Source organism: Sphingomonas sp. RS2018 (assembly GCF_054489605.1).
In genome coordinates, this window is record NZ_JBTMWL010000001.1 from 804,700 (window position 1) to 828,315 (window position 23,616).

At 67.4% G+C, this 23,616-nt stretch carries 20 protein-coding genes; 7 read left to right on the top strand and 13 right to left on the bottom strand.

What is annotated here, in order from left to right; translation table 11 throughout:
• The first annotated feature begins 173 nt into the window (after positions 1-173).
• Positions 174-1,979, top strand: coding sequence for an AcrB/AcrD/AcrF family protein (locus ACX40P_RS04050; RefSeq protein ID WP_459124993.1), 1,806 nt, complete (start codon positions 174-176; stop codon positions 1,977-1,979).
• Between the two features lie 62 nt (positions 1,980-2,041).
• Positions 2,042-2,497 carry a DUF983 domain-containing protein gene (locus ACX40P_RS04055; RefSeq protein WP_459124994.1) on the top strand — a complete coding sequence of 152 codons (456 nt, stop codon included), beginning with the start codon at positions 2,042-2,044 and terminating at the stop codon, positions 2,495-2,497.
• Positions 2,498-2,503: 6 nt separating this feature from the next.
• Here ACX40P_RS04055 and dprA read toward each other — a convergent pair whose 3' ends face one another.
• Together dprA and plsY are read right to left on the bottom strand one after the other, a co-directional pair.
• Positions 2,504-3,589: a DNA-processing protein DprA gene (gene dprA, locus ACX40P_RS04060; protein ID WP_459124995.1), complete on the bottom strand. Its 1,086-nt coding sequence runs from the start codon at positions 3,587-3,589 to the stop codon at positions 2,504-2,506.
• The gene (gene plsY / locus ACX40P_RS04065; RefSeq protein ID WP_459124996.1) at positions 3,582-4,172 is read right to left on the bottom strand and encodes a glycerol-3-phosphate 1-O-acyltransferase PlsY; all 591 of its coding nucleotides are present in this window, start codon (positions 4,170-4,172) and stop codon (positions 3,582-3,584) included. Before plsY ends, dprA begins: the two co-directional genes overlap by 8 nt.
• Before the next feature lie 246 nt (positions 4,173-4,418).
• Here plsY and ACX40P_RS04070 point away from each other — a divergent pair, with 246 nt between their 5' ends.
• Complete coding sequence (locus tag ACX40P_RS04070; RefSeq protein ID WP_459124997.1) at positions 4,419-4,901, top strand: Ros/MucR family transcriptional regulator; 483 nt, start codon at positions 4,419-4,421, stop codon at positions 4,899-4,901.
• 319 nt (positions 4,902-5,220) lie between these two features.
• On the opposite strand, the gene ACX40P_RS04075 is transcribed toward ACX40P_RS04070, so the two are convergent.
• From ACX40P_RS04075 to ACX40P_RS04085, 3 genes are all read right to left on the bottom strand, one after another.
• The gene (locus tag ACX40P_RS04075) at positions 5,221-6,213 is read right to left on the bottom strand and encodes an ACP S-malonyltransferase (RefSeq protein ID WP_459124998.1); all 993 of its coding nucleotides are present in this window, start codon (positions 6,211-6,213) and stop codon (positions 5,221-5,223) included.
• A complete protein-coding gene (locus tag ACX40P_RS04080) occupies positions 6,210-8,414 on the bottom strand; it encodes a dehydrogenase E1 component subunit alpha/beta (RefSeq protein ID WP_459124999.1) in 2,205 nt (734 codons plus the stop codon). The genes ACX40P_RS04075 and ACX40P_RS04080 overlap by 4 nt, the downstream gene beginning before the upstream one ends.
• A 133-nt stretch (positions 8,415-8,547) precedes the next feature.
• The gene (locus ACX40P_RS04085) at positions 8,548-8,949 is read right to left on the bottom strand and encodes an EVE domain-containing protein (protein WP_459125000.1); all 402 of its coding nucleotides are present in this window, start codon (positions 8,947-8,949) and stop codon (positions 8,548-8,550) included.
• Between the two features lie 139 nt (positions 8,950-9,088).
• Between ACX40P_RS04085 and ACX40P_RS04090 the strand changes: the two genes are divergently transcribed.
• Complete coding sequence (locus tag ACX40P_RS04090; RefSeq protein ID WP_459125001.1) at positions 9,089-9,466, top strand: hypothetical protein; 378 nt, start codon at positions 9,089-9,091, stop codon at positions 9,464-9,466.
• A 69-nt stretch (positions 9,467-9,535) separates the two neighbouring features.
• Positions 9,536-9,811: a DUF3297 family protein gene (locus ACX40P_RS04095; RefSeq protein WP_459125002.1), complete on the top strand. Its 276-nt coding sequence runs from the start codon at positions 9,536-9,538 to the stop codon at positions 9,809-9,811.
• Between the two features lie 109 nt (positions 9,812-9,920).
• Here ACX40P_RS04095 and ACX40P_RS04100 read toward each other — a convergent pair whose 3' ends face one another.
• The 7 genes from ACX40P_RS04100 to ligA all read right to left on the bottom strand — a co-directional run bounded on the left by ACX40P_RS04100 (position 9,921) and on the right by ligA (position 20,784).
• The gene (locus ACX40P_RS04100) at positions 9,921-11,780 is read right to left on the bottom strand and encodes an ABC-F family ATP-binding cassette domain-containing protein (protein ID WP_459125003.1); all 1,860 of its coding nucleotides are present in this window, start codon (positions 11,778-11,780) and stop codon (positions 9,921-9,923) included.
• A gap of 50 nt (positions 11,781-11,830) precedes the next feature.
• Positions 11,831-13,090, bottom strand: a complete 1,260-nt coding sequence (locus tag ACX40P_RS04105) for a PQQ-dependent sugar dehydrogenase (RefSeq protein ID WP_459125004.1) — start codon at positions 13,088-13,090, stop codon at positions 11,831-11,833.
• Positions 13,091-13,193: 103 nt separating this feature from the next.
• Positions 13,194-13,652, bottom strand: a complete 459-nt coding sequence (locus tag ACX40P_RS04110) for a hypothetical protein (protein WP_459125005.1) — start codon at positions 13,650-13,652, stop codon at positions 13,194-13,196.
• 1 nt (position 13,653) lies between these two features.
• Positions 13,654-14,457 carry a LytR/AlgR family response regulator transcription factor gene (locus ACX40P_RS04115; protein ID WP_459125006.1) on the bottom strand — a complete coding sequence of 268 codons (804 nt, stop codon included), beginning with the start codon at positions 14,455-14,457 and terminating at the stop codon, positions 13,654-13,656.
• A gap of 103 nt (positions 14,458-14,560) precedes the next feature.
• Entirely contained in the window at positions 14,561-15,598 is a 1,038-nt protein-coding gene (locus tag ACX40P_RS04120; RefSeq protein WP_459125237.1) for a sensor histidine kinase, read from the bottom strand.
• A 170-nt stretch (positions 15,599-15,768) separates the two neighbouring features.
• A complete protein-coding gene (locus ACX40P_RS04125; RefSeq protein ID WP_459125007.1) occupies positions 15,769-18,534 on the bottom strand; it encodes a TonB-dependent receptor in 2,766 nt (921 codons plus the stop codon).
• Between the two features lie 150 nt (positions 18,535-18,684).
• Entirely contained in the window at positions 18,685-20,784 is a 2,100-nt protein-coding gene (gene ligA / locus ACX40P_RS04130) for an NAD-dependent DNA ligase LigA (RefSeq protein ID WP_459125008.1), read from the bottom strand.
• 101 nt (positions 20,785-20,885) lie between these two features.
• Between ligA and ACX40P_RS04135 the strand changes: the two genes are divergently transcribed.
• Together ACX40P_RS04135 and ACX40P_RS04140 are read left to right on the top strand one after the other, a co-directional pair.
• Positions 20,886-22,406 (top strand): fumarate hydratase, encoded by a 1,521-nt coding sequence (locus ACX40P_RS04135; RefSeq protein ID WP_459125009.1) that lies wholly within the window; start codon positions 20,886-20,888, stop codon positions 22,404-22,406.
• A complete protein-coding gene (locus ACX40P_RS04140) occupies positions 22,403-23,044 on the top strand; it encodes a hypothetical protein (protein ID WP_459125010.1) in 642 nt (213 codons plus the stop codon). Before ACX40P_RS04135 ends, ACX40P_RS04140 begins: the two co-directional genes overlap by 4 nt.
• On the opposite strand, the gene ACX40P_RS04145 is transcribed toward ACX40P_RS04140, so the two are convergent.
• A complete protein-coding gene (locus ACX40P_RS04145; RefSeq protein ID WP_459125011.1) occupies positions 23,038-23,616 on the bottom strand; it encodes a hypothetical protein in 579 nt (192 codons plus the stop codon). The genes ACX40P_RS04140 and ACX40P_RS04145 overlap by 7 nt on opposite strands.

The following is a 23,616-nucleotide window of genomic DNA, read 5'->3' on the forward strand; positions in this document are numbered from 1 at the left end:
GCTTGTCGAAGGACCGCACTTTCTTCTAACCGCGGTAAAAGAAGGAGTGCATAGGGCGGATTGCCCCCCGGGCAATCCTGAATCGTGCGGGGCACGATTCACCTATGCACTCCTTCGACAAGCTCAGGACGAACGGGGAGGGGTTCCCGCTCATTCCGGAAGGACCCGCCGATTTGAACGACCATCTACCCACCCGGATCGAAACCGAGCTCGACCGCAACTGGCTGCGCTGGACGTTGCTCGCGTGGGTCGCGGTCGCCGCGTTCTGGCTCTACACGCGCTGGGGCGCGATCCACTGGCTGGCGCTGGGCGATACCGATGACAACATGCGCCTGATGCAGGTGCGCGGGCTGCTGGCCGGGCAGGGCTGGTACGACCTGACCCAGTATCGGCTCAACCCGCCGGGCGGCTTCAACGTCCACTGGAGCCGGATCGTCGACCTGCCGATCGCCGGGCTGATCCTGTTCTTCAAACTGTTCACCACCACCGCGACGGCAGAGCGGCTGGCGTGCGGGATCGCGCCGATGCTGCCGCTGGGCGTCACGCTGGCGGCGCTCAGCTTCACGATCCGGCGGCTCGTCGGCGCGACCGCCTATCCGATCGGCATCGTCATCCTGCTGGGCGCTACCCCGGCGATGCTGATGTTCATGCCGTTGCGCATCGATCATCATAACTGGCAGCTGGCGTGCCTGGCGGTGACGGTCGCCGGTCTCGCCGATGCGCGGATGGTGCGCGGCGGGCTGCTCGTCGGACTGGCGAGCGCGATGTCGCTCAACATCGGGCTGGAGATGCTGCCCTATTGCGCGATGGCCGGCGCGATCATCACGTTGCGCTGGGTCTGGGACCGGGCTGAGGCGCCGCGGCTGACGGCGTATGCGCTGTCGCTCGGCGGGGCGAGCGCGGGCGGGTTCGCGGTGTTCGCGTCGAACGCCAACTACGCCATGCGCTGCGACGCGCTGACGCCGGTGTGGCTGAGCGTGCTGGTGCTGGCGGGCGCGAAGCTGTTCGTGATGGCGCGCGTCAGCCCGTCGCAGCGCGGCGTCCGCCTCGGCATGGCGGCGGTCGCGGGGGCGATCGTCGCCGTGGGGTTCGCACTCGTCTTCCCGCAGTGTCTCGGTCGGCCGGAGGGCGTGTCGCCCGAACTCCAGCGGACCTGGCTCGACCATGTGCGGGAGGCCAAGCCGATCTACGAAACCGCGCTGCGTACCGCCCTGCCGATCGCCGCCCTGCCGATCGCGGGACTGCTCGGTGCGATCTGGGCGACGTGGCGGGTGCGGCGCAGCGCGCTGTTCGCGGCGTGGCTGCCGGTCGCGCTGTTCACTGCCTTCGCCGTGCTGATGCTGTTGTGGCAGGTGCGCGCCGGCCCGGCGGCGCAGCTGCTGGCGGTGCCCGGCGCCACGGCGCTGGCGTGGATCCTCGTCCCGTGGTGCCTGGGGCATCGTTCGGTCGTCGTCCGCGTGCTCGGCTCGGTCACCGCGTTCGTGGTGGTCTCCGGCATGTTCGCGGGTCTTGCCATCCGCTGGCTGCCGATCGACCGGCCGGACAAGCGCACGCAGATCGTCAATCGCGCCAACGGCCGCTGCCCGACGATCCCGGCGATGCGTCCGCTGAACCGTCTGCGGCCGAGCGTGATCTTCACCCATGTCGATCTCGGGCCGCGGCTCATCACGCTGACGCACCACTATGCGATCGCGGGGCCGTATCACCGCAACGGCGGCGCGATCCTTGACGTCCACCACGCCTTTACCGGCAGCCCGGAGAATTTCCGCGCGATCGCGAAGGCGCATGGCGCACGGCTGCTGCTGATCTGCCCGAACATGGCGGAGACGACGGTGTACCGCGCGAAGGCGCGTGACGGCTTCTACGGCCAGCTGGCGAAGGGGAGGGTGCCCGGCTGGCTGGTGCCGGTGCCGATGCCGAAGGGCTCGCCGCTCCGGCTGTTCCGGATCGATTACGGGACAGCTGCGTCCGGCGGCTGAGCCCCAAGGGTATGGACAATATGTCCAATCGTCCCGTGGCGTGATCGCGCTACGTAGCGATCATGGAACACCGTCTGGACGTGTCGGAGATACAGGCCGGGAAGGGTCGCACCTTCCGATGGATCATGCGCTGCGGGTGGAAGGGGCTGTGCCCGCGCTGCGGCAAGGGGCGCATGTTCGCCTCCTGGCTGAAGATCGTCGATCGCTGCGAGACATGCGACCTGGATTACCGGTTCGCCGCGCCCGACGACGGGCCGGCGTTCTTCTCGCTGTGTATCATCGCGCTGCCGCTCATCGCCTTCGTCGTCTGGATCGAAGTCGCGTTCGACCCGCCCGGCTGGGTCCATCTGCTGACGTCGGTGCCGTTCATGACGATCGGTACGCTGCTGCCGCTCCGCCCGATCAAGGGCTGGCTCGTCGCGTCGCAGTTCGTGAACCGCGCGCAGGAGGCGGGGACGCAGCGGCTGTGGTCGGAGCTGCACGGCACCGCGCCGGACGGCAACGACTTCGATCAGTAAGGGCGGCTACAGGATCAGCGCGACCCTCCCACCCGCATGCCGCTCCAGCCGCCCGGCCAGTTCCAGTTCCAGCAGCACCATCTGCGCGGCTGAGGGTGAACACCCCGACTGGCGGATCAGTTCGTCGACGCCCACCGGCACCGGGCCGAGCAGCTGTGTGATCCGCGCGCGCTCGGCATCGCTGGCGTCGTCGGGCGGCGGGCCGTCGAAGCCCATCGTCTGGGCCCGTACTGCACGCGCGTCGATCGGGCGGATCGCTTCCAATATGTCGTCGGCGCTCTGCACCAGCGTCGCGCCGTCGCGGATCAGGCCATTGCACCCCTGCGCGCGCGGATCGAGCGGGCTGCCGGGCACCGCCATCACCTCGCGCCCCGCCTCGCCGGCCAGCCGCGCGGAGATGAGCGAGCCGGACTTGGGCGCCGCCTCGACCACGACGGTGCCGATCGCCAGCCCCGCGATGATGCGGTTGCGGTAGGGGAACTGGCGCGCGCGCGGCTCGCCGCCGGGCGGCTGCTCGGCGATCAGCAGGCCGCGGGTCGCGACCTCCTCCTGCAGGGCGGCGTTCTCGGGCGGGAAGGCGATGTCGATACCGCTGGCTATCACCCCAATCGTGCCGGTGGCGAGGCTGGCGACGTGCGCCTGCGTGTCGATACCGCGCGCAAGGCCCGAGACGACCGTGACCCCCGCGGCGCCGAGATCGCCCGCCAGCATCCGCGCGAAGCGGCAGGCGGCGGCGGACGCATTGCGCGCGCCGACGATCGCGACGACGTGGCGGTGCGCCAGCGCCGTATCGCCGCGCACGGTCATCACCGGCGGGGCGGTGTCGGTTTCGGCCAGTAGTGTGGGGTAGTCGGCATCGCCGAGGAACCAGTAGCGCGCGCCTAGCCGCTCGACCGCGGCGATCTCCTGCTCGATCCGCGCGACGTCGGGAATGCGCGGTGGCCCGCCGCCGCCCCGCCGGCTGAGCATCGGCAGGGCGTCGAGCGCGGCTGCGGCAGTGCCGAAGCGGGCGATCAGCTGGCGGTAGGTCACTGGGCCGACGCCCCCGGTGCGGATCAGGCGCAGCCGGGCGACCGTCGTGGCGTCAGCCACCCCGGGAGGCGGCACCGATGCGCGGTTCCGTCCCCGACAACAGCCGGTCGATGTTCGCCCGATGCTTCCAGATGACCAGCAGCGCGAGCGTGAGCAGCAACACGACCAGATCGAACCGGTCGAACACCGCCGCCGCCACCGGCGCGCCGATCGCCGCGCTGATCCCCGCCAGCGAAGACACGCGCGTCAACGCCAGCATCGACAGCCACACCGCGGCATAGACCAGCCCGACCGGCCAGTGCAGCGCCAGCGCGATGCCCATCAGCGTCGCCACGCCCTTGCCACCGCGGAAGCGCAGCCAGACCGGATAGCAATGGCCGATGAAGGCGGCCGCCGCGGCCAGCTGTTCCTGCCCCGGCAGCAGCCAGGCGACCAGCGCGACCGCCAGCCACCCCTTGAACCCGTCGAGGAACAGCGTCGCAGCAGCCAGCCCCTTGCGCCCGGTGCGCAGCACGTTGGTCGCGCCGATGTTGCCCGATCCGATCGTGCGCAGATCGCCGGCGCCGGCGGCGCGGGTCAGCAGGACGCCGAAGGGAATCGATCCGAGGAGATAGCCGGCAGCCAGTGCCGCGAATGGTGCCATCCACAGAATTTCGCTGGTTCGTTCCATCGTGCGCCACGCTAGTCGGTCGTCCGGAAGGAGGCAACCGCGACCGTTGCAGCAACGGACCGCAAGCTCATCGTAGCCCAAGATTTTCGGACGACTTTGATGGTTAATTCCGCACCGGTTCCGCAAATATATTGATCGAAATAAATCAATTCGTCGCCGATAGCTTGACGTGCAGTGTCCAGATGATAGCTGGAATGCGCCCCGAAGGAGTTATCCAAGATGAATGAAGATATCGCGACGTCGAATGTGGTCGAGCTTGCCACCGAACTGACGATCGCCTGGCTGTCCAACCCGAACACGCGCGCGTCGGCGGAGGAAGTTCCCTCGTTTCTCAAGGCGATGCATGAGGCTGTCGGCGCTCTTGGCAGCGACGGCGAAGTAGATGGCGCGGCCGAGCCTGCAGCGACGCACACGCCTGCCGTCTCGGTGCGCAAGTCGCTGGCGTCGAAGGATCACATCATCTCGATGATCGACGGCAAGCCGTACAAGACGCTGCGCCGCCACCTGTCGCGTCATGGCATGACGCCGGAACAGTATCGCGAGCGCTATGGCCTGAAGTCGGACTATCCGATGGTGTCCGAGACCTATTCGACCGCCCGCCGCGACATGGCGAAGAAGATCGGTCTGGGCCGCAAGCCCGGCATGAAGCGCCCCGCCGGCGCCGCGCCGAAGAAGCCGGCCCGCAAGGCCGAAGACGCCTGATCTCGATAGGACGGGTCCGCGACCGCACGGCGGTACGCGGACCCGTTACCGGCTGCGGCCCGTGTCGCTCGACATGCCGACAAGTCTTTGACGATCCGGCGGTTAGACCAAAGTCGATGCGTTGCTAGACAGTCTCCACGACTCCGTTTATCTTATGCGCTACGATCCAAGCCGTCACGAGGCCGACGCCCGCTGACGGGTCCCACGGGTCTGCCAGGGCGCGCGCCTCTGCGCGATACGCCAGCGGACGCCCGTTGGTGTCCGATGGCGCCAAAAGTTGGAAAGTAACGCGGCGCGACCAACGCCTGGTTTCAAGGCTTTATGCCGTAATCACTGCACGTTGATCCGGTCGTCCCATCGCCAGCAGGAACGCATCCTCCGCCTGCCGCCGCGCGAACGCCGCCTTGTCGGTCATCCCCAGCCAGCCCATCCCGACCAGCACCTGCCCGATCGCACCGCCCAGCTGATTGCCCGGGCCCAGCAGGATCAGCCGGTCGGGCGCGAATTCGCGGATCGCCACGCGCAGCGCGAGCGCGAAGTCGTAGGCGGCGAGGATCTGGTGGCCGAAGGTATAGCGCCACAGTTCATGCCGGTCGCTCGCCCAGCGCCGCCAGATGCGCCCGCGCCCGTCGATCATCGGCAGCGCCGCATCGCCGAACAGCGTCCCCGGCAACTGATCGAACGCCGCGGCGCTGCTGTCGGCCATCAGCGGCGTGTGGAACGGGCCGTTGCCGGCGAGGCGCGTCGTCTCGACAGGGCTGGCGGCGGCGAACGCCTTCAGCGCCGCATCCTCGCCCGCCAGCACCAGCGTGCCGCCGAGGTCGATCGAGATCGCGCAACCGGTATCGGCGGCGAGCGCCAGCAGCGCGTCGCGCCGGCCGGGCACGGGCCGCCAGTCTTCGCCCAGCGTGCCGACGATCAGCTGCCCGCCCGGACCATGCCGGCCGGAGTTGACCCCCATCGCATCGGCGATGCGGAAACCCTCTTGTCGGCTGACCGCGCCGGCGGCGGCGAGCGCGGTGTACCAGCCCATCGAATTGCCTGTGACCGCCACGACATCGAACCGGTCGCGGTCGATGCTTGCCATGTCGGCCATCGATCCGGCGTAGATCAGCGGCGCGGCATTGGGGCCGGCGAGGTGCACCGACGGGCTGAAGCGCTCGGCGCGGTCGAGCTCGGTCAGCGTCGGCTTGCCCGCAGCGGCGCGGATCGCGTCGTACGGGGCGAGATCGACGTGGCGGAGCGAGCCGAGCTCGGCCTTGCCATAGCTGCCGCGGCCCGGGCAGATGACGAGGGCGGTCTGGCGGGTCATTCCCTCCCTCTCCCCGCAGGAGAGAGGGCTAAAGCCGCCGCCACGATATCGTCCCGGCTTGGCAGCGTCAGCGTCGCGCCCTTGCCGAGCGGGATGAAGCTGTCCTCCGCCGCGATCCGCGCGACGTGCTTGTCCGGCGTCCGCTCCGTGAAGAACGCCATCAGCGCCTCGCTCTGCGACCCCGTGATGCGGCACTCATCGACGATCAGCACGCGCGCCGTGTCGCCCACTGCGGCCAGCAAGGCGTCGTCCGGCAGCGGCGCCAGCCAGCGCAGGTCGATCACCCGCGCCGCGACCCCCGCCGCCGCCAGCAGTGGCAGCGCCTGCCGCGACAGGAACGCGCCGTTGCCATAGGTCACGATCGCGATGTCGCCGCCGTTGCCATGCACGCCGACCTCTCCTAGACAGATCGGCGCGGTGTCGGCAGGCGCGGTGTAGGTGGCGGTCATCAGGCCGTCGCCTTCGGCATGGAGGTCGCGGGTCATGTACAGCGCGATCGGCTCGACGAACACGACGACTCGGCCTTCCTCATGCGCAAGCCTCACGCATTCGCGCAGCATCGCCACCCCATCCGCGCCGTTCGACGGGACCGCGAGCACGACGCCGGGAATGTCGCGGAAGACGGCGAGCGAATTATCATTATGGAAATGCCCGCCGAACCCCTTCTGGTACGGCAGACCGGCGATGCGGATCACCATCGGGTTGGTGTAGCGCCCGTTGGAGAAGAAGCTGAGCGTCGCCGCCTCGCCGCGGATCTGGTCCTCGGCATTGTGAACATAGGCGAGGAACTGAATTTCCGGGATCGGTAGCAGTCCGATCTGCGCCGCACCGATCGCGAGGCCGAGGATCGACTGTTCGTCGAGCAATGTGTTGACCACCCGCGCCGGGCCGAACCGCTCATGCAGCCGCGCGGTGACGTTGTAGACGCCGCCCTTCGGCCCGACATCTTCGCCCGCGACGATGGCGTTGGGATAGGTCAGCAACAGGTCCGCCAGCGTCCAACTGAGCAGCCGCGCCATATGCTGCGGCTTATCGAGCTGCCCGGCGTCTTTCGCGAACAGCGCGGTACGGGCGTCCGGCGTGGGGGCGGGCAGGGCGCCGATGTCCGCGCGGGGCGGCACGATGCTCGCCATCACGTCGGCGCTCGTCGCCAGCTTCGGCCGACCGATCGCCGCTTCGGCGACACGCGCTAGCGTCGCCTCCATGTCGTCGTAGTTCGCCAGCACCGCGTCCGTCGGCACCCCGTCCGCGATCAGCAGCGCGGCGGTGGTCAGCAGCGGATCGCGCGCCTCCTCCGCCTCGATCTCGGAACGCGGGCGGTATACGCCCTGCACGTCGCTGCCGGCATGGCCGTAGAGGCGCACGGTCGACATGTGGAGGAACACCGGGCGGCGGGTGCGGCGGGCATAGTCCACCGCTGCTTTGGCACCGCGATAGGCGTCGATCAGGTCGCTGCCGTCGCAGGCGATATAGTGCAGCCCGGCGCGGTGGCGGAACTGCGTCTCGATCCAGCCGCGCGGCGTCTTCGTCGAGATGCCGATGCCATTGTCTTCGCAACAGAACACGATCGGCATCGGCGCACCCTGATGCGCCGCCCAGCCCGCCGTGTTGAACGCGCCCTGTGCCGTCGAGTGATTGGCCGACGCATCGCCGAAGCTGGCGATGATGACCGAATCGAGCGGGATCTCGGTCGCGACCCCGTTGCGCCGCGCGAGGCCCAGCGCGAACGCCGCGCCGACCGCCTTGGGCAGGTGCGAGGCGATGGTCGAGGTCTGCGGCGGAATAGTGAGCCGCTTCGACCCGATGACCTTGTGGCGCCCGGCGGCGATCGGGTCTTCGCTTGAGGCGACGAAGCTCAGCAACATGTCCCATGCCGGTGTTTCGCCGTCCACCTGATGGCTGCGTTCGATCTGGAACGCGGCGGAGCGGTAATGGAGGAACGCCATGTCGGTGACACGCGCGGCGTGCGCCAGCGCGGCGTTGCCCTCATGCCCCGAACTGCCGATCGTATAGAAACCCTCGCCGCGTGCCTGCAGGCGGCGCGACAGGCGGTCGAGCTGGCGGCTCATGACCTGACTGTGGAAGAGTTGCGCGATCGCGGCGCGGGTCAGGCCGGCGCGATCGGTGCCGACCAAGGGGAGCGCGCCGGCGCGGACGGCGGCGACGAACTTGGCGTGGACGGCTTCGGCGGCGTCGATCATGCCTGCACATTCACCCCAACACCCGTTGGCCCTGAGCTTGTCGAAGGGCTGCCCTTCTTCGTGCAGCAAGCGCCAGCGCCGAAAGAAAGGCGGTGCTTCGACAAGCTCAGCACGAACGGATGGGTAGGGTTCATCACGCCCCCGCCATCTCCATCAATACCGCCCATTCGTCCGGCTCGACCTTGCTGCATGACAGGCGCGACAGGCGCAGCATCATCATGTCGGCCAGCCGCGGCTCGGCCTTGATCTCCGCCAGCGTGACCGGGCGGGCCAGGGGCTTCACCGGCTTCACCGCGACGCTCGCCCATTTGCCGTCGTCGCCGTCCGGCTGCCACGCGCGGGTGATCTCCATCACGCCGATGCACGCCTTTTGCGTGTTCGAATGGTAGAAGATCGCCTGGTCGCCGGGCTGCATCGCTTTCAGGTGGATGCGCGCCGTCGCGTTGCGCACGCCGTTCCACTCGGTCCCGCCATCGCGCACCAGATCGTCCCAGCTGTACGCATCGGGTTCCGACCGGAGCAACCAATAGGCCATGACCGCAACATCTCCCTGAATAGCCGCTAAACGCGCCGTTCCCGCGCAGTTCAGCCGCCTGCCCGTATCAAATGAAACAAGCACGGTCGAATCGGCGTTGTCTCTCCACCCGACCTTGCGAGTTTGAGGAGGCAAGTACATGCGTAACCTGTTGAAAAAGGCGACGCTTGGCGTCGCACTGGGTGCTTCGGCACTCGTCGCGTCGGCACCGGCCGAGGCACAGCGTTGGGGTCGTTACGACCGCTACGACCGCGGCCGCGACAATACCGGCACCGCAATCGTCGCCGGCATCGCCGGGCTGGCGATCGGTGCCGCGCTCACGTCGCGCGACCGCTATGACCGGCGCTACAGCTACGACTACAACTATTACGACCGTCGCGGCTATTTCCCGAACGACGGCTATTACGCCCGCAACTACTACAGCCGGAACCGCGGCTACGACGATTGCTACACGCGGCGGGTGTACGATCCATACATCGATCGCATGATGCGCGTGCGCTACTGCGACGGCTATTGAGTGCGAAGGGCGGCGTCGGCAACGGCGCCGCCTTTTCTTTTGACGCGCGCTGAGGCAGAGGCTCACGCCATGAGCGATACTCCCCCCGACCATCTGTCGATCAACCCGCGCAGCCCCCATTTCGACGAGGCCGCGCTGAGCCGAGGCATCGGCATCCGCTTCAAGGGCGTCGAGCGCCGTGATGTCGAGGAATATTCGGTGTCCGAAGGCTGGATCCGCGTCCAGCTCGGCAAGAAGGTCGACCGCCGCGGCCAGCCGCTGACCATCAAGCTGTCCGGCCCGGTCGAGGCGTGGTTCGAGCGTCCCGCCGAGGGTGACGACGCCGTCGAGGGCGACGCCGAATAACCGATCCTCCCCGGTACGGGGAGGTGGCATCGCGAAGCGATGACGGAGGGGGGGCATCCGCAAGCGATGCGCTAGCGGCCCGCCCCCTCCACCTCGTGCCCGTTAGGAACTACGCCGCTTCGCGCTCCAGCTTTTCGCTCGCCTCGATCCACCGCGCCTCGGCGTCGTCGATTTGCCTGGTCAGGTCGGCGCGGCGCTGCGACAGGTCGCCCATCGTCAGCTTGGCAAAGCGCGGCTCGGCGGCGCCCGCCGGATCGAACATCGCCCGATCGACGGCCGAGCGTTCCGCCTCCAGCTTCGCCATCTCGGCTTCCGCTTCCTTCGCATTCTGGCGCAGCGCCTTCTCGGCGTCGCGCGCGGCGGCGGAGGCCTTGCCCTTCTTCTTGCCCTTCTCGGCCTTGGGCGTGTCGCCGCCCGACAGCACCATCGCGATATAGTCGTCGAGGCTCCCGTCGAAATCGCGCGCCGCGCCCTGATCGACCAGCACCAGCCGGTCGGCGGTCAGCTCGACCATGTGCCGATCGTGGCTGACGAGGATGACCGCGCCCGAATAGGCGTTCAGCGCCTGCACCAGCGCCTCGCGCGCATCGACGTCCAGATGGTTGGTCGGCTCGTCGAGGATCAGCAGGTGCGGCGCGTCGCGCGTGATGATCGCCAGCGCCAGGCGCGCGCGTTCGCCGCCCGACAGCTTGCCGACCTTCGTCGTCGCCTTGTCGCCCGAAAAGCCGAACCGCCCCAGCTGTCCGCGCACCGCGGCGGGGCTGGCGCCCTTCATCGTACGAGTCATGTGTTCGAGCGGCGTATCGTCGGTGTCGAGTTCCTCGACCTGATACTGAGTGAAGTATCCGACGTTCATCTTGCCCGACGCGTTCATCGCGCCCGCCATCGGCGCGAGCTGCGCCGCCAGCAGCCGTGCCAGCGTCGTCTTGCCGTTGCCGTTGCGGCCGAGCAGCGCGATGCGGTCGTCGGGATCGATACGCAGATTGAGCCGCTTCAGGATCGGCGTGTCGCCATAGCCGACCTCGGCCATGTCCAGCGTGATAAGCGGCGGGCGCAGTTCGCTGGGATCGGGGAAGTCGAAGCTCAGCGTCGGATCGTTGGCCAGTTCGGCGATCGGCTGCATCTTCGCCAGCAGCTTCAGCCGGCTCTGCGCCTGCTTGGCGGTCGAGGCGCGGGCGGAATTGCGCGCGACATAGTCCCGCAGCTTGGCGCGCTGCGTATCCTGGTTGGCCTTGGCCGCGGCCAGTTGCGCCATGCGTTCGGCGCGCTGCTTTTCGAACGCATCGTAGCCGCCGGCATAGAGCGTGATCTTGCCGTTCTGCAGGTGCAGGATGTGATCGACGACGTTGTTGAGGAAGTCGCGCTCGTGGCTGACGACGACGATCGTCGCACGATAGTCACGCAGGAAGTCCTCCAGCCACATCACCGCTTCGAGATCGAGGTGGTTCGACGGCTCATCGAGCAGCAGCAGGTCCGGCTGCGAGAACAGCAGCGCGGCGAGCGCGACGCGCATCTTCCATCCGCCCGAGAAGCTGTCGAGCGGCTGGTTCTGCATCGCCTCGTCGAAGCCGAGGCCGAGCAGGATGCGGGCGGCGCGGGCGGGCGCGGTATAGGCGTCGATCGCGATCAGCCGTTCGTACGCATCGCCCAATATGTCGGGATCGAGGTCGGTCTCGACCAGCGCCATCAGCTTCGCGCGCTCGACATCGGCCTCCAGCACCGTGTCGAACGGCGTCTTCTCGCCCGACGGCGCCTCTTGCGCGATATAGCCGATGCGCGCGCCGCGCGGCATGTCGGCGGAGCCGCCGTCTGGCTCCAGCTGGCCCGCGATCACGCGTACCAGCGTCGACTTGCCGGCGCCGTTGCGCCCGATCAGCCCGACGCGGCTCCCGGGCGGCAGCGCCGCGGTCGCGCCGTCGAGGATCGTGCGCCCGCCAAGGCGCACGGTGATGCCGTTGAGGTTGAGCATGCGCGCGCCGTTAGCAGATGCAGCACGGTTTCGCTACCTGTCGCGTCGCCTCACCGCGTCGGCGTTACCAGCCACACGGTATCGCCGGCGTCGTCGACCACGAACACCGCGCCGTCGCGCGTGCGGGTCTGCACGCTGACCGGGCGACCATAGACCGTCTTCTTTCCCTCGTCCGCGACGAAGCCGGTCAGGAACGGCCTGGCCGCACCGCTCGGGCGACCGTTGGAGAACGGGATGGCCTGCACATCGTAACCGAGGAAGCTCGACCGGTTCCACGACCCGTGGCGCGCGACATAGGCGGTCGCCGCGCCGTTCTGTGCCGGCGAAAACGCGAGTCCCAGCGCGGCGGCATGCGGGCCGACGCCCATGTCGGGCATCAGCGTGGCCCCGAGCAGTTCACGCTTTTCGTTGGGCAGGCGCGGGTCCTGCTTCCCCCAATAGCTGTACGGCCAGCCGTAGAAGCCGCCTGGCTTCACGCCGACAATATAGTCGGGCGAGATATCGTCGCCCAGCTGGTCGCGCTCATTGACCGCGGTCCACAGTGTGGCGGTGGTGGGTTCGAAGTCCATGCCGACCGGGTTGCGCAGGCCGCTCGCGTGGACGCGTTCCGCGCCGGTCTGCGGATCGACGGCGAGAATGTTGGCGCGACGGACTTCCTCCGCCATGCCGAATTCGCCGACGTTGGAGGCAGACCCCACGGCGACGTAAAGCGTCCGCCCGTCGGCCGACGCCTTCAGGTTGCGCGTCCAGTGATTGTTGTACCCGCCCGCGGGCAGGTCGATCAGCTTGCGGCGGCTGCCGGTGACGCTGGTCTGGCCGGGCTTGAACGGCACGCTGATGACGCCGTCGGTTTCGCCGATGAATAGCCGGTCGCCGATGAGCGCCATGCCGAACGGCTGCGACAGTCCATCGATCAGCACGAAGCGCGTCTCCGCCACGCCATCGCCATCCGCGTCGCGCAGCAAGGTGATGCGGTTGGCGCTGTAGCCGGTGGTCTTCGACAGTGCCTGGCCGCGCTGCACCTCGGGCTCGGCGTCCAGCTTGGGCTTGGTCCGGGCCTCGGACACCAGCACGTCGCCATTATCGAGCAGCAGCGCCTGTCGCGGATAGTCGAGCCCGCCGGCGAATTTCGTCACGCGATACCCTGCCGGCGCGCGTGGCGCCTTGCCCTCAGGCCAGCCGATCGTCACCGGATGATTGACCACCGACGCGGTGGCGTAGGGCGCATCCTGTTTCGGCGTGGTCGCGCCGGTCTGAGCGACAGCGGGAAGGGCTATCAGCGCGACGGGCAGCAGGGCGAGGGTTCGCAAGACGGCAGCATCCTTGGGTTTGGCATGGAGTTGCCGTCCGAACCGAAGATATCGTCGTTGGTTCCGGTGGGCTCCGTAACGAACGGTGTCGTACCGCTTGCCCTCAGTCGAGCAGCGCAGCGCGGATAATATCCTTGGCGCGACCGAACGATCGCATGATGGCGGCCAACTCTGCGCGATCGGGAACGTACAGCGTCGCGGCACAGACACTTACCGCCTGCCGCGTCGCGGGCAGCACGCGATGCCACGCGCCGGCACTCAGCACCTCCAGCCCGCCCATCACTTCGATCGAGACACCGGGGGAGGGCAGTGTGCCATAGACAGATCGGAACCGCGACCGGTCGCTCTCGGTGTCGGGCCGACGACCGGCAGCGGCAAGGATCGAGTCGGCATCCCGCGCGCTGGTCAGCAGATCGATGTCGGCGACCGGCGTCTCCACGCCATGCAGTACGACCGCGGCGCTGCCGATGATCCACCACGGATCGACGGCTTCCGCGGCAAGGCTGGCCGCTTCGACCAACGCCTCGACGAGTGGTGACGGTAGCCAGTTCGCCGCTGCCATCTCAATGAACGAAGCGCGCCACCACGTCGCGGTAACTGCGCGACACTTTCACCTGCCCGCCCGAATCCAGCACCAGGAAGCATTCGCCGTTGGTGTGCGGCTTCACCTGCCGGACGAGGTCGAGGTTGACGATCGTCGAGCGATGCACCCGCTGGAAGCGGCGCGGGTCGAGGCGCTTTTCCAGATCCTTCATCGTCTGGCGCAAAATCAGCGTGTTGTCGCCGGTCTTGATGCACATGTAATCGCCGGCCGCCTCGACCACCTCGATCGTGTCGACGTCGACGCGGAAGATCTTGCCGCGGTCCTTGATGTTGATGAGCTTCTCGAATCGGTTGGAGGCGGGCTCGCTGCTGCCGCCGTCCGACAGCGCATCGACCGAATCCGGCGCGACCTCGGCCAGCACTTCCTTCAGCTTTTCGACCTCGTCCGCGCCGCGCTTCTCGGTCAGTCGCTGGCGCACGCGGTCCAGCGTGTCGGCCAGCCGCGCCTCGTCCACCGGCTTCATCAGATAGTCGACCGCCTGCGCCTCGAACGCCTTCAGCGCATGGTCGCCGTACGCGGTGACGAAGACGAACAGCGGCGGTTCCACCTCCATCAGCCCCTGGATCACTGAAAATCCGTCGAAGCCCGGCATCTGGATATCGAGGAAGACCAGGTCGGGCTTGTGCGTCTTGATCGCGCTGATCGCCTCGCGCCCGTTCTGGCACTTGTCGATGATCTCGACGTCGTCATGCCCCTGCAGGCGCAGTTCGAGACCCTGGATGGCCAGCGGTTCGTCGTCGACCAGGATGGTGCGGATGGTCATGATGTTCGTTCTTTCAAAGCGTCAAAATCCCGTCGCCCCCCTGAATTTCCGTCGCCCCCCCGGCCGATGCCGCGCTTCCCCGGCGCGCATCGGCGGCGACCTGTCACGCGATCTGTCGCGTCGCGTCGTCCAGTTGATATGGTATCTCTATCTCCACCGCAAAACCCGTGCCCGGCCGAGCGCGCGTCTCGAACCGGTGATCGGGGCCGTAAGCCTGCGCCAGACGTTCCCGGATATTGGCAAGCCCGACCCCGGTCGACAGCGTCGGTCGGGTCGACGCGCCGATCAACCCGGGGCCGGTGTCCGACACGGTGATCTGCACCCGCTCACCGATGAGCCGAGCGCTGACGGCGATGTCGGCGCCCTCTTCCTGCGGCGTCACCGCATATTTGATCGCATTCTCGACCAGGGGTTGCAGCAGCAGCGAGGGCAGGCGCGCCTTCTCGACGCGCGGATCGATCTCGAATTCGGTACGCAGCCGCTTCTCGAACCGCATCTTCTCGATCTCGAGATACAGCTTCAGCGTCTCCACCTCCTGCACCACGGTAACATGCGCGGTCGGCTCGTTGGCGAGCGTATAGCGCAGGAAGGCGGCAAGCCGGCTGAGCATCGCGTTCGCCCGCTCGGTCTGCTTCAGCAGCACCAGCGTCGAGATCGAGTTGAGCGTGTTGAACAGGAAATGCGGGTTGAGCTGATAGCGCAACATCGCCAGCTGCGCCGACGACGCCTCGCTTTCCAGCAGGCGCATCCGGTCGGTCTGGTCCTCGACGATCAGATACCAGTTGATTCCGAAATAGAGCGCCGTCCACCCGCCGAGCACGGTGAGCGGCAGGAACGAGAGGCCGATGACCAGCGCCCAGGTGATCGGCGTGTCGACCGGCCGGATGAAGCTGAGGTTGAACGCCTGGATGACCGCATAAATCAGTGTGCCGGCGACGAGTGTGCCGAGCGTCATCGCGATCGCGCTCCACCGCGGCAGGCGGCGGTAATAGCCGTAGAGCGTCGAGAGCAGCAGCGTGATGCAATAGCCGACGATCGATTCGATGATGACGGCCAGCACGCGCTCGACGCTGATGCCGTTCGACACGCCGACGACCATGCGCAGCAGCAGATACCCCGTCCATCCCGCCGCCTGGAGCATCCAGAAGGCGCGGCTCTTGTCCTCGAAGAAGGGGCGGGTGAAGATCGCTGGCGTCACGTGTGCGGTGTAGCGGCGCGATGCCCGGAGGGCAAAGGCGGCTGCGCCACAAGAAAAGGGCCGCCGTTCCGGGGAGGAACGACGGCCCTCTCAGGCGTCTCGGGTTCGAAGGCTTAGAAGCCGACGATCAGCGAACCGATGAACGTGCGCGGGTTGCCCAGCTGCGCGTTCGGCGCGTTGCCGACGGCGGTGATCGCGCCGGTGGTGCCGTTGATTGTCGGGCCTTGGTTCAGGTTGCCGGTGAAGCCGCCGACATAGCGCTCCTTCAGCACGTTGATGACGTTGAACTGGAAATAGGTATCCCGGTTCAGGCCTGCCCATTCCAGACCGATGCGCGCATTCGCATCGACCAGCGTGTAGGCCGGTGTCTTGTTGTCATAGATCTGGAAGCGCTGAACCGCACCGTTGACGGTCAGCAGCTGGAAGATCGCTTCGTTGGTGTCGTAGATGTAGCGCGGGCCGGTACGCTTGGCGGTGAAGCCCAGCTCGACCGGGCCGAGGATCGCGTTGGCGCCGCCACCAAAAGTATAGACCGGCGACCCGGCTTCACGCTTGCCGGCGGTATTGGCGAACACGGCCGTGTTGTTCGACAGGCGACCGATCACAACGTTCTGCTGGATCTCCGAGTCCAGGTACGAGCCATAGGCGAACACGCTGATCTCGCGGATCGGCTGATAGGCGATCGACCCGTCGACGCCGAACTTCTTCACCCGACCAAGGTTGCGATAGACCGTGCGATCCAGATCGGGGTCGTACGACTGGGCCAGACGATCACGATAGTCCGTGAACCAACCGGTCAGCTGCGCCTGAACCTTCGACGAGCGATAGCGCAGGCTGAGGTCGAAGTTGTCCGAGGTTTCCGGACGCGGACGCGCCTGCTCGGTCGTGGTCGGGAAGAAGAACGAGTTGTACAGATTGTCCGTGCTCGGAACCTGCAGACCCTTCGAGTAATTCACGGCGAGCGAAACCGCCGGCGTGAAGTTGTACGTGTAGCCGACGTTCGGCAGCACGCGGCTGTACTTGAAGATCCGCTGCTGCGGGCCCTGGGTCGGGGCCGAAACGGCGCTGGCGCCGACACCCGAGATCGTCACGGTCGGGTTGGTGGCGAGGTACGCCTGCAGCCCGGCGGTGTTGCTGCCGAAGCATTCCACGAAGCCGGCGGCGCTCGACGTGGCGCAGTAGTTGGTCAGGTTGCGCTTGAAGAACGGCGCGCGAACGCCAGCCGTCACGATCATGTTGCCGTCGAAGAATTCGCCGCGATACTCACCAGACACCTGGTGCAGGATGGCGTAGGACAGGCGGTCGCGCTTCTGGAGCACGGCGCCGGTGCCGTCCTTCACCTGATCGTTGATCGGGAAGACGTCGAACGGCACGCCGTTCGCCTGGAGGAACCCGACTTCGCCGGTCTGGCGATGGCGCGCGCTGTCCCAGGTGTAGTTGACGCGGATCGTGTTCTCGTCGTTCACGTCCCAGCGGATGCCGCTGATGACGCCGTAGCGCTTCGTGCCGGTCTGGCTGGGCGCGAGGACGCGGACGGTGTCGAGCAGATCGCCGTCGCCGTTCAGATCGCGACCGAAGTACGGCGTGCCGCCGATGTAGCCGATCTGGCAGCTGACGGTCGCACCGTTGGGAACGGTCGCGCAGTTCGAATTCACCGGATTGGTCGTCGACGACGGCAACGCCGGGTTCTGCAGCGCAGGATTGACGTCACGACGGCCTTCCTGACCGACAACGGTGCCGCCGCCGTTCGCCTTCACGAACTGATAGCTCGGGTCGAAGGTGAAGACGAGGCCATCGGCCAGCGTGAAGCGCGATGCGCCGCGGAAGTTGCCGGTGTTCGACGGGTTGTAGCGCTCGTCGAAGGTAGAGCCGCAGGTGTTGGCCGCATCGGCGACGCCGGCGCGCGCGACCTGGTTGGTGAGGCAGCGGCCATTGGTGTAGACCGCATCGCCCACGCCGACCGAATAGCGCGGATCCTCGTCGCCGATCAGGAAGCGGTTGGCGGTGCCCGAGCCGAGCACGCGCGGCGTCGTCGCGACCGTCTGGTTCGGCGACGTGCCGCTCACCGAGCGCTGGACCGTGTCGTAGCGCAGCGGCAGCGAACCCTGGAAGTTGTTGCGGTTGACGTTGTAGTTGCCCGACACCGACACGAAGTCGCCGTTCGAGCCCAGATCCTGCCAGATGCGCGCGTTGTACTGCTGCTTGCGGATCTTGCCGACGTTGTTGAACACGACGTTGTTGCGCGCCTGGCTGGCGGCGAAGAACATGCGCGGGCCGCCGGCGACGATCTCACCGGTGTGGATCACGCCGAAGGTGCGGAAATAGTCGAAGTCGCCGGCGCTGCCGACGACCTTCACCGAGAAGTCCTTGAGCGGCACGATCGTGCGATAGTTAACGGTCGAACCGGTGGCGCCTGCGGTCGGCGAATCGACGTCGGTCGAACCGAGGTTCACGTTGACCTGCTCGATCAGCTCGGGGTCGAGCTGCTGGTTCGAATAGATGGCGTAGTTGCCCGAGTCGTTCAGCGGAACGCCGTCGAACGTCTGGCTGATGCGCGACGAATCGAAACCGCGGATCGTCAGGGTGCCGCCGGCCGAACCGAACGGATCGTTGTTCTGGAAGCTGACGCCCGGCAGGTTGTTGATCGTGTCGTTGATCGTCTGGCCCGGCACCTGGCGGCTGATGAACTCCTGGTTCAGCACGGCCTTGGCCTTCGCCGTGTCGGGCACCGAGATGCCGCCCGCGTCGTTGCTGCGCGCGCCGGTGACGACGATCTCGCCCTCGTTCTCGAAATCGATCGAGCCGGTCGACTGCGCAAACGCGGCGCCCGGCAGCGTGAGCGCGGCGAAGGCGACGCCGGCAAACAGTTTCATACGCATTTCAATGATCCCCCAAGAGCATAGCGCTCGGAACACGGCACCCGCGCCGATCTGCGCTGCGCCCTGCCCCCGATTTGTGACCAATAAATGACGCGTGGCCGAGTCGTCGAGTCGGGGGATCAGATGGTCATGCTGCGTTGCAAAAAAGCATCACTCCGGCGCTGCTGAACCATTAGCCTGCGCGACGATTTCGGCCCAGCCGGCCTCGTCGGTCGTCTCGATGCCCAGCTCCGCCGCCTTCTTCAGTTTCGAGCCCGCTCCGGGTCCGGCCACCAGCAGGTCGGTCTTCGCCGACACCGATCCGGCGACGCGCGCGCCGAGCGCTTCGGCCTGCGCCTTCGCCTCGTCGCGGCTCATCGTCTCCAGCGTGCCGGTGAAGACCACCGTCTTGCCGTTGATGCGCGAGGCGCGGGTTTCGACGACGAAGGGCGGGGGCGTCACCTCCCGGAGCAGATCGTCCCACGCCGCCTTGTTGTGCTCCTCGTGGAAGAAGGCGCCGAGCGCAGCGACGACGGCGGGGCCGACGCCCTCGATCAGCGAGAAGCGGTGGAGCGAATCCGCATCGCCCGCCTGCGCGGCCTCTGCCGTGGTGCGCAATTCGGGCAGGGTGACGAACATCTTCATCAGGTCGCGCGCGGTGACGATGCCGACGTGACGGATGCCGAGGCCGAACAGCAGGCGCGCGGCATCGGGCTCGCGCTTCGCCGCGATCGCGGCGAGCAGCGCATCGACCGACTTTGCCTGCCAGCCCTCGCGTCCGATCAGTTCGTCGCGGTGGCGCGCCAGTCGGAAGATGTCGGCGGGCTCGGTGATCCAGCCGAGCCCCAGAAATTCGACCAGCGTCTTCTCGCCCAACCCGTCGATGTCGAGCGCGCCGCGCGACACGAAATGCTTCAGCCGCTCCAGCCGCTGCGCTGGGCAGATCAGCCCGCCGGTGCAGCGGATATCGACCTCGCCCTCCTCCGCCACCGCCTCGCTGCCGCATTCGGGGCAGTGGTCGGGGAAGGTATAGGCATCGCGATCGACGTCCGGGGTCAGGTTCTCGACGATTTGCGGGATGACGTCGCCGGCGCGCTGCAGGACGACGCGGTCGCCGGGCCGCACGCCCAGCCGCGCGATCTCATGTGCGTTGTGCAGTGTCGCGTTGCGCACCACGACCCCGCCGACCGTCACCGGCTCCAGCTTGGCGACCGGGGTCAGCTTGCCAGTTCGCCCGACCTGGATCTCGATCCGCTCCAGCGTCGTCTGCGCGCGCTCGGCGGGGAACTTGTGGGCTAGCGCCCAGCGTGGCGCGCGGCCGACGCTGCCCAGTCGCGCCTGCCAGTCGAGCCGGTCGACCTTGTAGACGACGCCATCGATATCGAACGGCAGGTCGGCGCGCTGCGCCTCGATCCCGGCATAGACGGCCAGCGCGGCATCGGTGTCCGGGCACAGCGCGAAACCTCGGGCCAGCGGAAAGCCCCAGCCGGCCAGCGCCGCGACGACCTCGGCCTGCGTCTCGCCGGGCAGCGCGCTCGTCTCGCCCCAACCGTGCATCAGGAAGCGCAACGGCCGGCTCGCCGTGACGGCGGCGTCCTTCTGCCGCAGCGATCCGGCCGCCGCGTTGCGCGGATTGGCGAACTGGCGCGCCTCCTTGCCCGTGCCCTCGGCCTCTGCCAGCAGGCGCGCGTTGAGCGCGAGGAAGTCGGCCTTTGCCATATAGACCTCGCCGCGCACCTCGAACACGTCCGGCGCGGCGGCGGGCAGCGTGCGAGGTATGTCGTCGATCGTCAGGACGTTGGCGGTCACGTCCTCGCCCACCGCGCCATCGCCGCGGGTCAGCGCGCGGACCAGCCGGCGGTCCTCGTAGCGCAGCGAACAGGACAGGCCGTCGATCTTGGGCTCGGCAGTCAGCGCGACGGGCTCGTCTTCGCCGAGCTTCAGGAATCGCCGCACCCGGCCGACGAAGTCGCGCACCTCCTCGTCCGAAAAGCCGTTGTCGAGGCTCATCATCGGCCGCGCATGTGCCACCTTGGCCAGATGCGCGGCGGGCGCCGCCCCGACCTGACGGCTCGGTGAATCGTCGCGGACCAGTTCGGGGTAGTGCGCCTCGATCGCCGCATTGCGCCGCACCAACGCATCATAGTCCGCGTCGCTGATCTCGGGCGCGTCGTCGGTGTGATAGCGGCCGTTGTGGTGGGCGATCGCTTCCGCGAGCGTCGCCAGTTCGGCGGCGGCGTTGTCTGGCGTGGCGGGCAGCGCGTCGGTCATGTCCGGTCGGTACGAAGCGCTGCGCGCCGGATCAAGCGGCGCGCTGTTTGCGAGACGTTCGCGCTTGGCGGCCACGCCCGCCGCGATTATCCGCGTGGCCCATGACCGTCATCATCAAGACCGCCGACCTGATCGACAGCGTGGCCGATGCCCTGCAGTTCATCAGCTATTACCACCCAATGGACTATATTCGTGCGCTGGGCACGGCGTATGAGGCCGAAGTCTCCCCCGCGGCGAAGGATGCGATCGCGCAGATCCTGACCAATTCGCGCATGTGTGCGGAAGGCCATCGGCCGATCTGCCAGGACACCGGCATCGTCAACGTCTTCGTCGAATGGGGCATGGACTGCGTGCTCGACGATACGTCACGCTCGATGCAGGACGTGGTCGATGAGGGTGTGCGCCGCGCTTACCTCCACCCGGAGAACAAGCTGCGCGCCTCGGTCCTCGCCGACCCCGCCTTCACCCGCCGCAACACGAAGGACAATACGCCCTGCGTCCTTCACGTGACGATGGTGCCGGGGTCGAAGGTGACGATCGATGTCGCGGCCAAGGGCGGCGGCTCCGAGAACAAGTCGAAGTTCAAGATGATGAACCCCAGCGATTCGATCGTCGACTGGGTGGTGGAGATGCTGCCGCAGATGGGCGCGGGCTGGTGCCCGCCGGGTATGCTCGGCATCGGCATTGGCGGCACGGCGGAACATTGCGTGCTGCTCGCCAAGCAGGCGCTGATGGAGCCTATCGACATGGGGCCGCTTAAACGCCGCGGGCCGCAGAACGATATCGAGGCGTTGCGGATCGAGATCTTCGATCGCGTCAACGCGCTCGGCATCGGCGCGCAGGGTCTGGGGGGGCTGTCGACCATCCTCGACGTGAAGATCAAGGACGCGCCCTGCCACGCCGCCGGCAAGCCGGTGGCGATGATCCCCAACTGCGCCGCCACCCGCCACGCGCATTTCACGCTGGACGGATCGGGCCCGGCGTATCTGGAGACGCCGAAGCTGGAGGAATGGCCAAAGGTCGACTGGCAACCCGATGCGGCGGCCAAGCGCGTCGATCTCGACACGCTGACGCCGGAAGTGGTGCAGGGGTGGAAGCACGGTGACCGCCTGCTGCTGAACGGGAAGATGCTCACCGGCCGCGACGCCGCGCACAAGCGCATCGCCGACATGCTGGCGAAGGGCGAGCCGCTGCCCGTCGAGTTCCGGGGCCGCGTGATCTACTATGTTGGTCCGGTCGATCCGGTGGGCGAGGAGGTCGTCGGCCCCGCCGGCCCGACCACCGCGACGCGCATGGACAAGTTCACGCGAATGATGCTCGACCAGGGCCTGCTGGCGATGGTCGGTAAGGCCGAACGCGGTCCAGACGCGACCGAGGCGATCCGAGAGTACAGGTCGGCCTATCTGATGGCGGTGGGTGGTGCCGCCTATCTCGTGGCCCGCGCGATCAAGGGGTCGAAGGTCGTCGGCTTCGAAGACCTGGGCATGGAGGCGATTTACGAGTTCGAGGTGGAGAACTTCCCCGTCACGGTCGCGGTGGATAGCGACGGCGCGAACGTCCACACGCTGGCCCCGCTGGTGTGGCGCGACCGAATCGCGAAGGAGCGGTTGCTACCGGCATGAAGCGGGTTCTAGCTGCTATCGCGATCGTCATCGGGGCGTCGCTCATCCTGATAACACGGGTCCCGGCGGCCCTCGCTTTTCCCTATCGGGCGTCGATCGGCGCCACGCAGATACTGTCGGACACGCCGATCAATCACGCGCTTGGCGCGCGTCTGGCGCGCGCCGACGCACTGGTTTCGGCGGCGGGATTGGAGGGGGCAGGGGTGTCCCGCACCTTGGTGCTGACCGACGGCGGCTGGCGCTGGCGACTGCTGTCGCTGCAATCCCATGATGCGTTCGGCCTGCGCCGTCCGTTTTCGGCCACCCTGGTTTTCAACTGCAGCGATGTCGCCGCCGACCGCATTTACAGCAACCGAGCGGTCGGCAACGTCCGCTCGCTTTCCGGCGTGGTCGCGCACGAGACGGCGCATCTGCTGGCCGCGCGACGGATCGGCGAGTTCGCAGCCATGGTGCAGCCCGGCTGGAAGTGGGAGGGCTTCGCCGACCACGTCGCACAGGAAAGTACGCTGAGCGCCGCACAGGCCGGGCAACTCCGCCGCACGGACCCGTCGAGCAAGGCGCTTTTCTACTTCGACGCGCGTCGCCGCGTCGCTGCGGAGTTACATCGCAATCCGTCCATCGACGCGCTCTTTCACTGATCTCGCGTCGCAGGACTCAGCGTCAGCGTCTCGAAATGCCACCGCAACTGCGCGGGCGTTGCGCCATCGACGTCGTTCACGCGCCGCAACACCGCTTCACCCCTGATGGTGCCAGCGCCGGGAGCATCACCCGTGATCGTCACCGGCGCGGTGTAGTAGCTCGATCCAGCCGCGCCCTCCATGGTTCCGGTCGGGACGGCGACGGTGACGGTGCCGAGGCCGTCGAACAGCGCGGCGAAGGCCGACCGGCTCCACCTCTGCTGGTCGGTTGCGCTGAGCAGGGCGCGGGCACCGTCGAAATCCTTGCGCTCGATCATCCGGGCGAAATCGAGCAGCAAATTGCGAGCGCCTTTGACGCCGCGCTCGGCCTCCGGTGTCAGCGTCGGAGGCGTTGGCGTCGCTATGGGTGCCGGGGGCGTTGAAGCCGGAGCAACCGGCGTCTCCACTCTATCGTCGGTCGCGATCGTCTCGGGCGCCACCGGCACCTCAGCCGGCGCGTTGCCGTCACCCGACGGACCACAGGCGGCGAGCATCAGCGACACCGCGATCGTAGCGCAAATCTTCGTATCCAT

What these genes read in the sequence shown, in the direction of transcription:
- ACX40P_RS04140 (WP_459125010.1), top strand. Translation starts at nt 22,403, where the DNA reads ATGAAGCGGGTTCTAGCTGCTATCGCGATCGTCATCGGGGCGTCGCTC.
- ACX40P_RS04070 (WP_459124997.1), top strand. Translation starts at nt 4,419, where the DNA reads ATGAATGAAGATATCGCGACGTCGAATGTGGTCGAGCTTGCCACCGAA.
- ACX40P_RS04120 (WP_459125237.1), bottom strand. Translation starts at nt 15,598, where the DNA reads ATGCTCCAGGCGGCGGGATGGACGGGGTATCTGCTGCTGCGCATGGTC.
- ACX40P_RS04055 (WP_459124994.1), top strand. Translation starts at nt 2,042, where the DNA reads ATGGAACACCGTCTGGACGTGTCGGAGATACAGGCCGGGAAGGGTCGC.
- ACX40P_RS04145 (WP_459125011.1), bottom strand. Translation starts at nt 23,616, where the DNA reads ATGGATACGAAGATTTGCGCTACGATCGCGGTGTCGCTGATGCTCGCC.
- plsY (WP_459124996.1), bottom strand. Translation starts at nt 4,172, where the DNA reads ATGGCACCATTCGCGGCACTGGCTGCCGGCTATCTCCTCGGATCGATT.
- ACX40P_RS04125 (WP_459125007.1), bottom strand. Translation starts at nt 18,534, where the DNA reads ATGCGTATGAAACTGTTTGCCGGCGTCGCCTTCGCCGCGCTCACGCTG.
- ACX40P_RS04080 (WP_459124999.1), bottom strand. Translation starts at nt 8,414, where the DNA reads ATGATCGACGCCGCCGAAGCCGTCCACGCCAAGTTCGTCGCCGCCGTC.
- ACX40P_RS04135 (WP_459125009.1), top strand. Translation starts at nt 20,886, where the DNA reads ATGACCGTCATCATCAAGACCGCCGACCTGATCGACAGCGTGGCCGAT.
- ACX40P_RS04100 (WP_459125003.1), bottom strand. Translation starts at nt 11,780, where the DNA reads ATGCTCAACCTCAACGGCATCACCGTGCGCCTTGGCGGGCGCACGATC.
- ACX40P_RS04115 (WP_459125006.1), bottom strand. Translation starts at nt 14,457, where the DNA reads ATGACCATCCGCACCATCCTGGTCGACGACGAACCGCTGGCCATCCAG.
- ACX40P_RS04085 (WP_459125000.1), bottom strand. Translation starts at nt 8,949, where the DNA reads ATGGCCTATTGGTTGCTCCGGTCGGAACCCGATGCGTACAGCTGGGAC.
- ACX40P_RS04095 (WP_459125002.1), top strand. Translation starts at nt 9,536, where the DNA reads ATGAGCGATACTCCCCCCGACCATCTGTCGATCAACCCGCGCAGCCCC.
- ACX40P_RS04110 (WP_459125005.1), bottom strand. Translation starts at nt 13,652, where the DNA reads ATGGCAGCGGCGAACTGGCTACCGTCACCACTCGTCGAGGCGTTGGTC.
- ACX40P_RS04090 (WP_459125001.1), top strand. Translation starts at nt 9,089, where the DNA reads ATGCGTAACCTGTTGAAAAAGGCGACGCTTGGCGTCGCACTGGGTGCT.
- ligA (WP_459125008.1), bottom strand. Translation starts at nt 20,784, where the DNA reads ATGACCGACGCGCTGCCCGCCACGCCAGACAACGCCGCCGCCGAACTG.
- ACX40P_RS04075 (WP_459124998.1), bottom strand. Translation starts at nt 6,213, where the DNA reads ATGACCCGCCAGACCGCCCTCGTCATCTGCCCGGGCCGCGGCAGCTAT.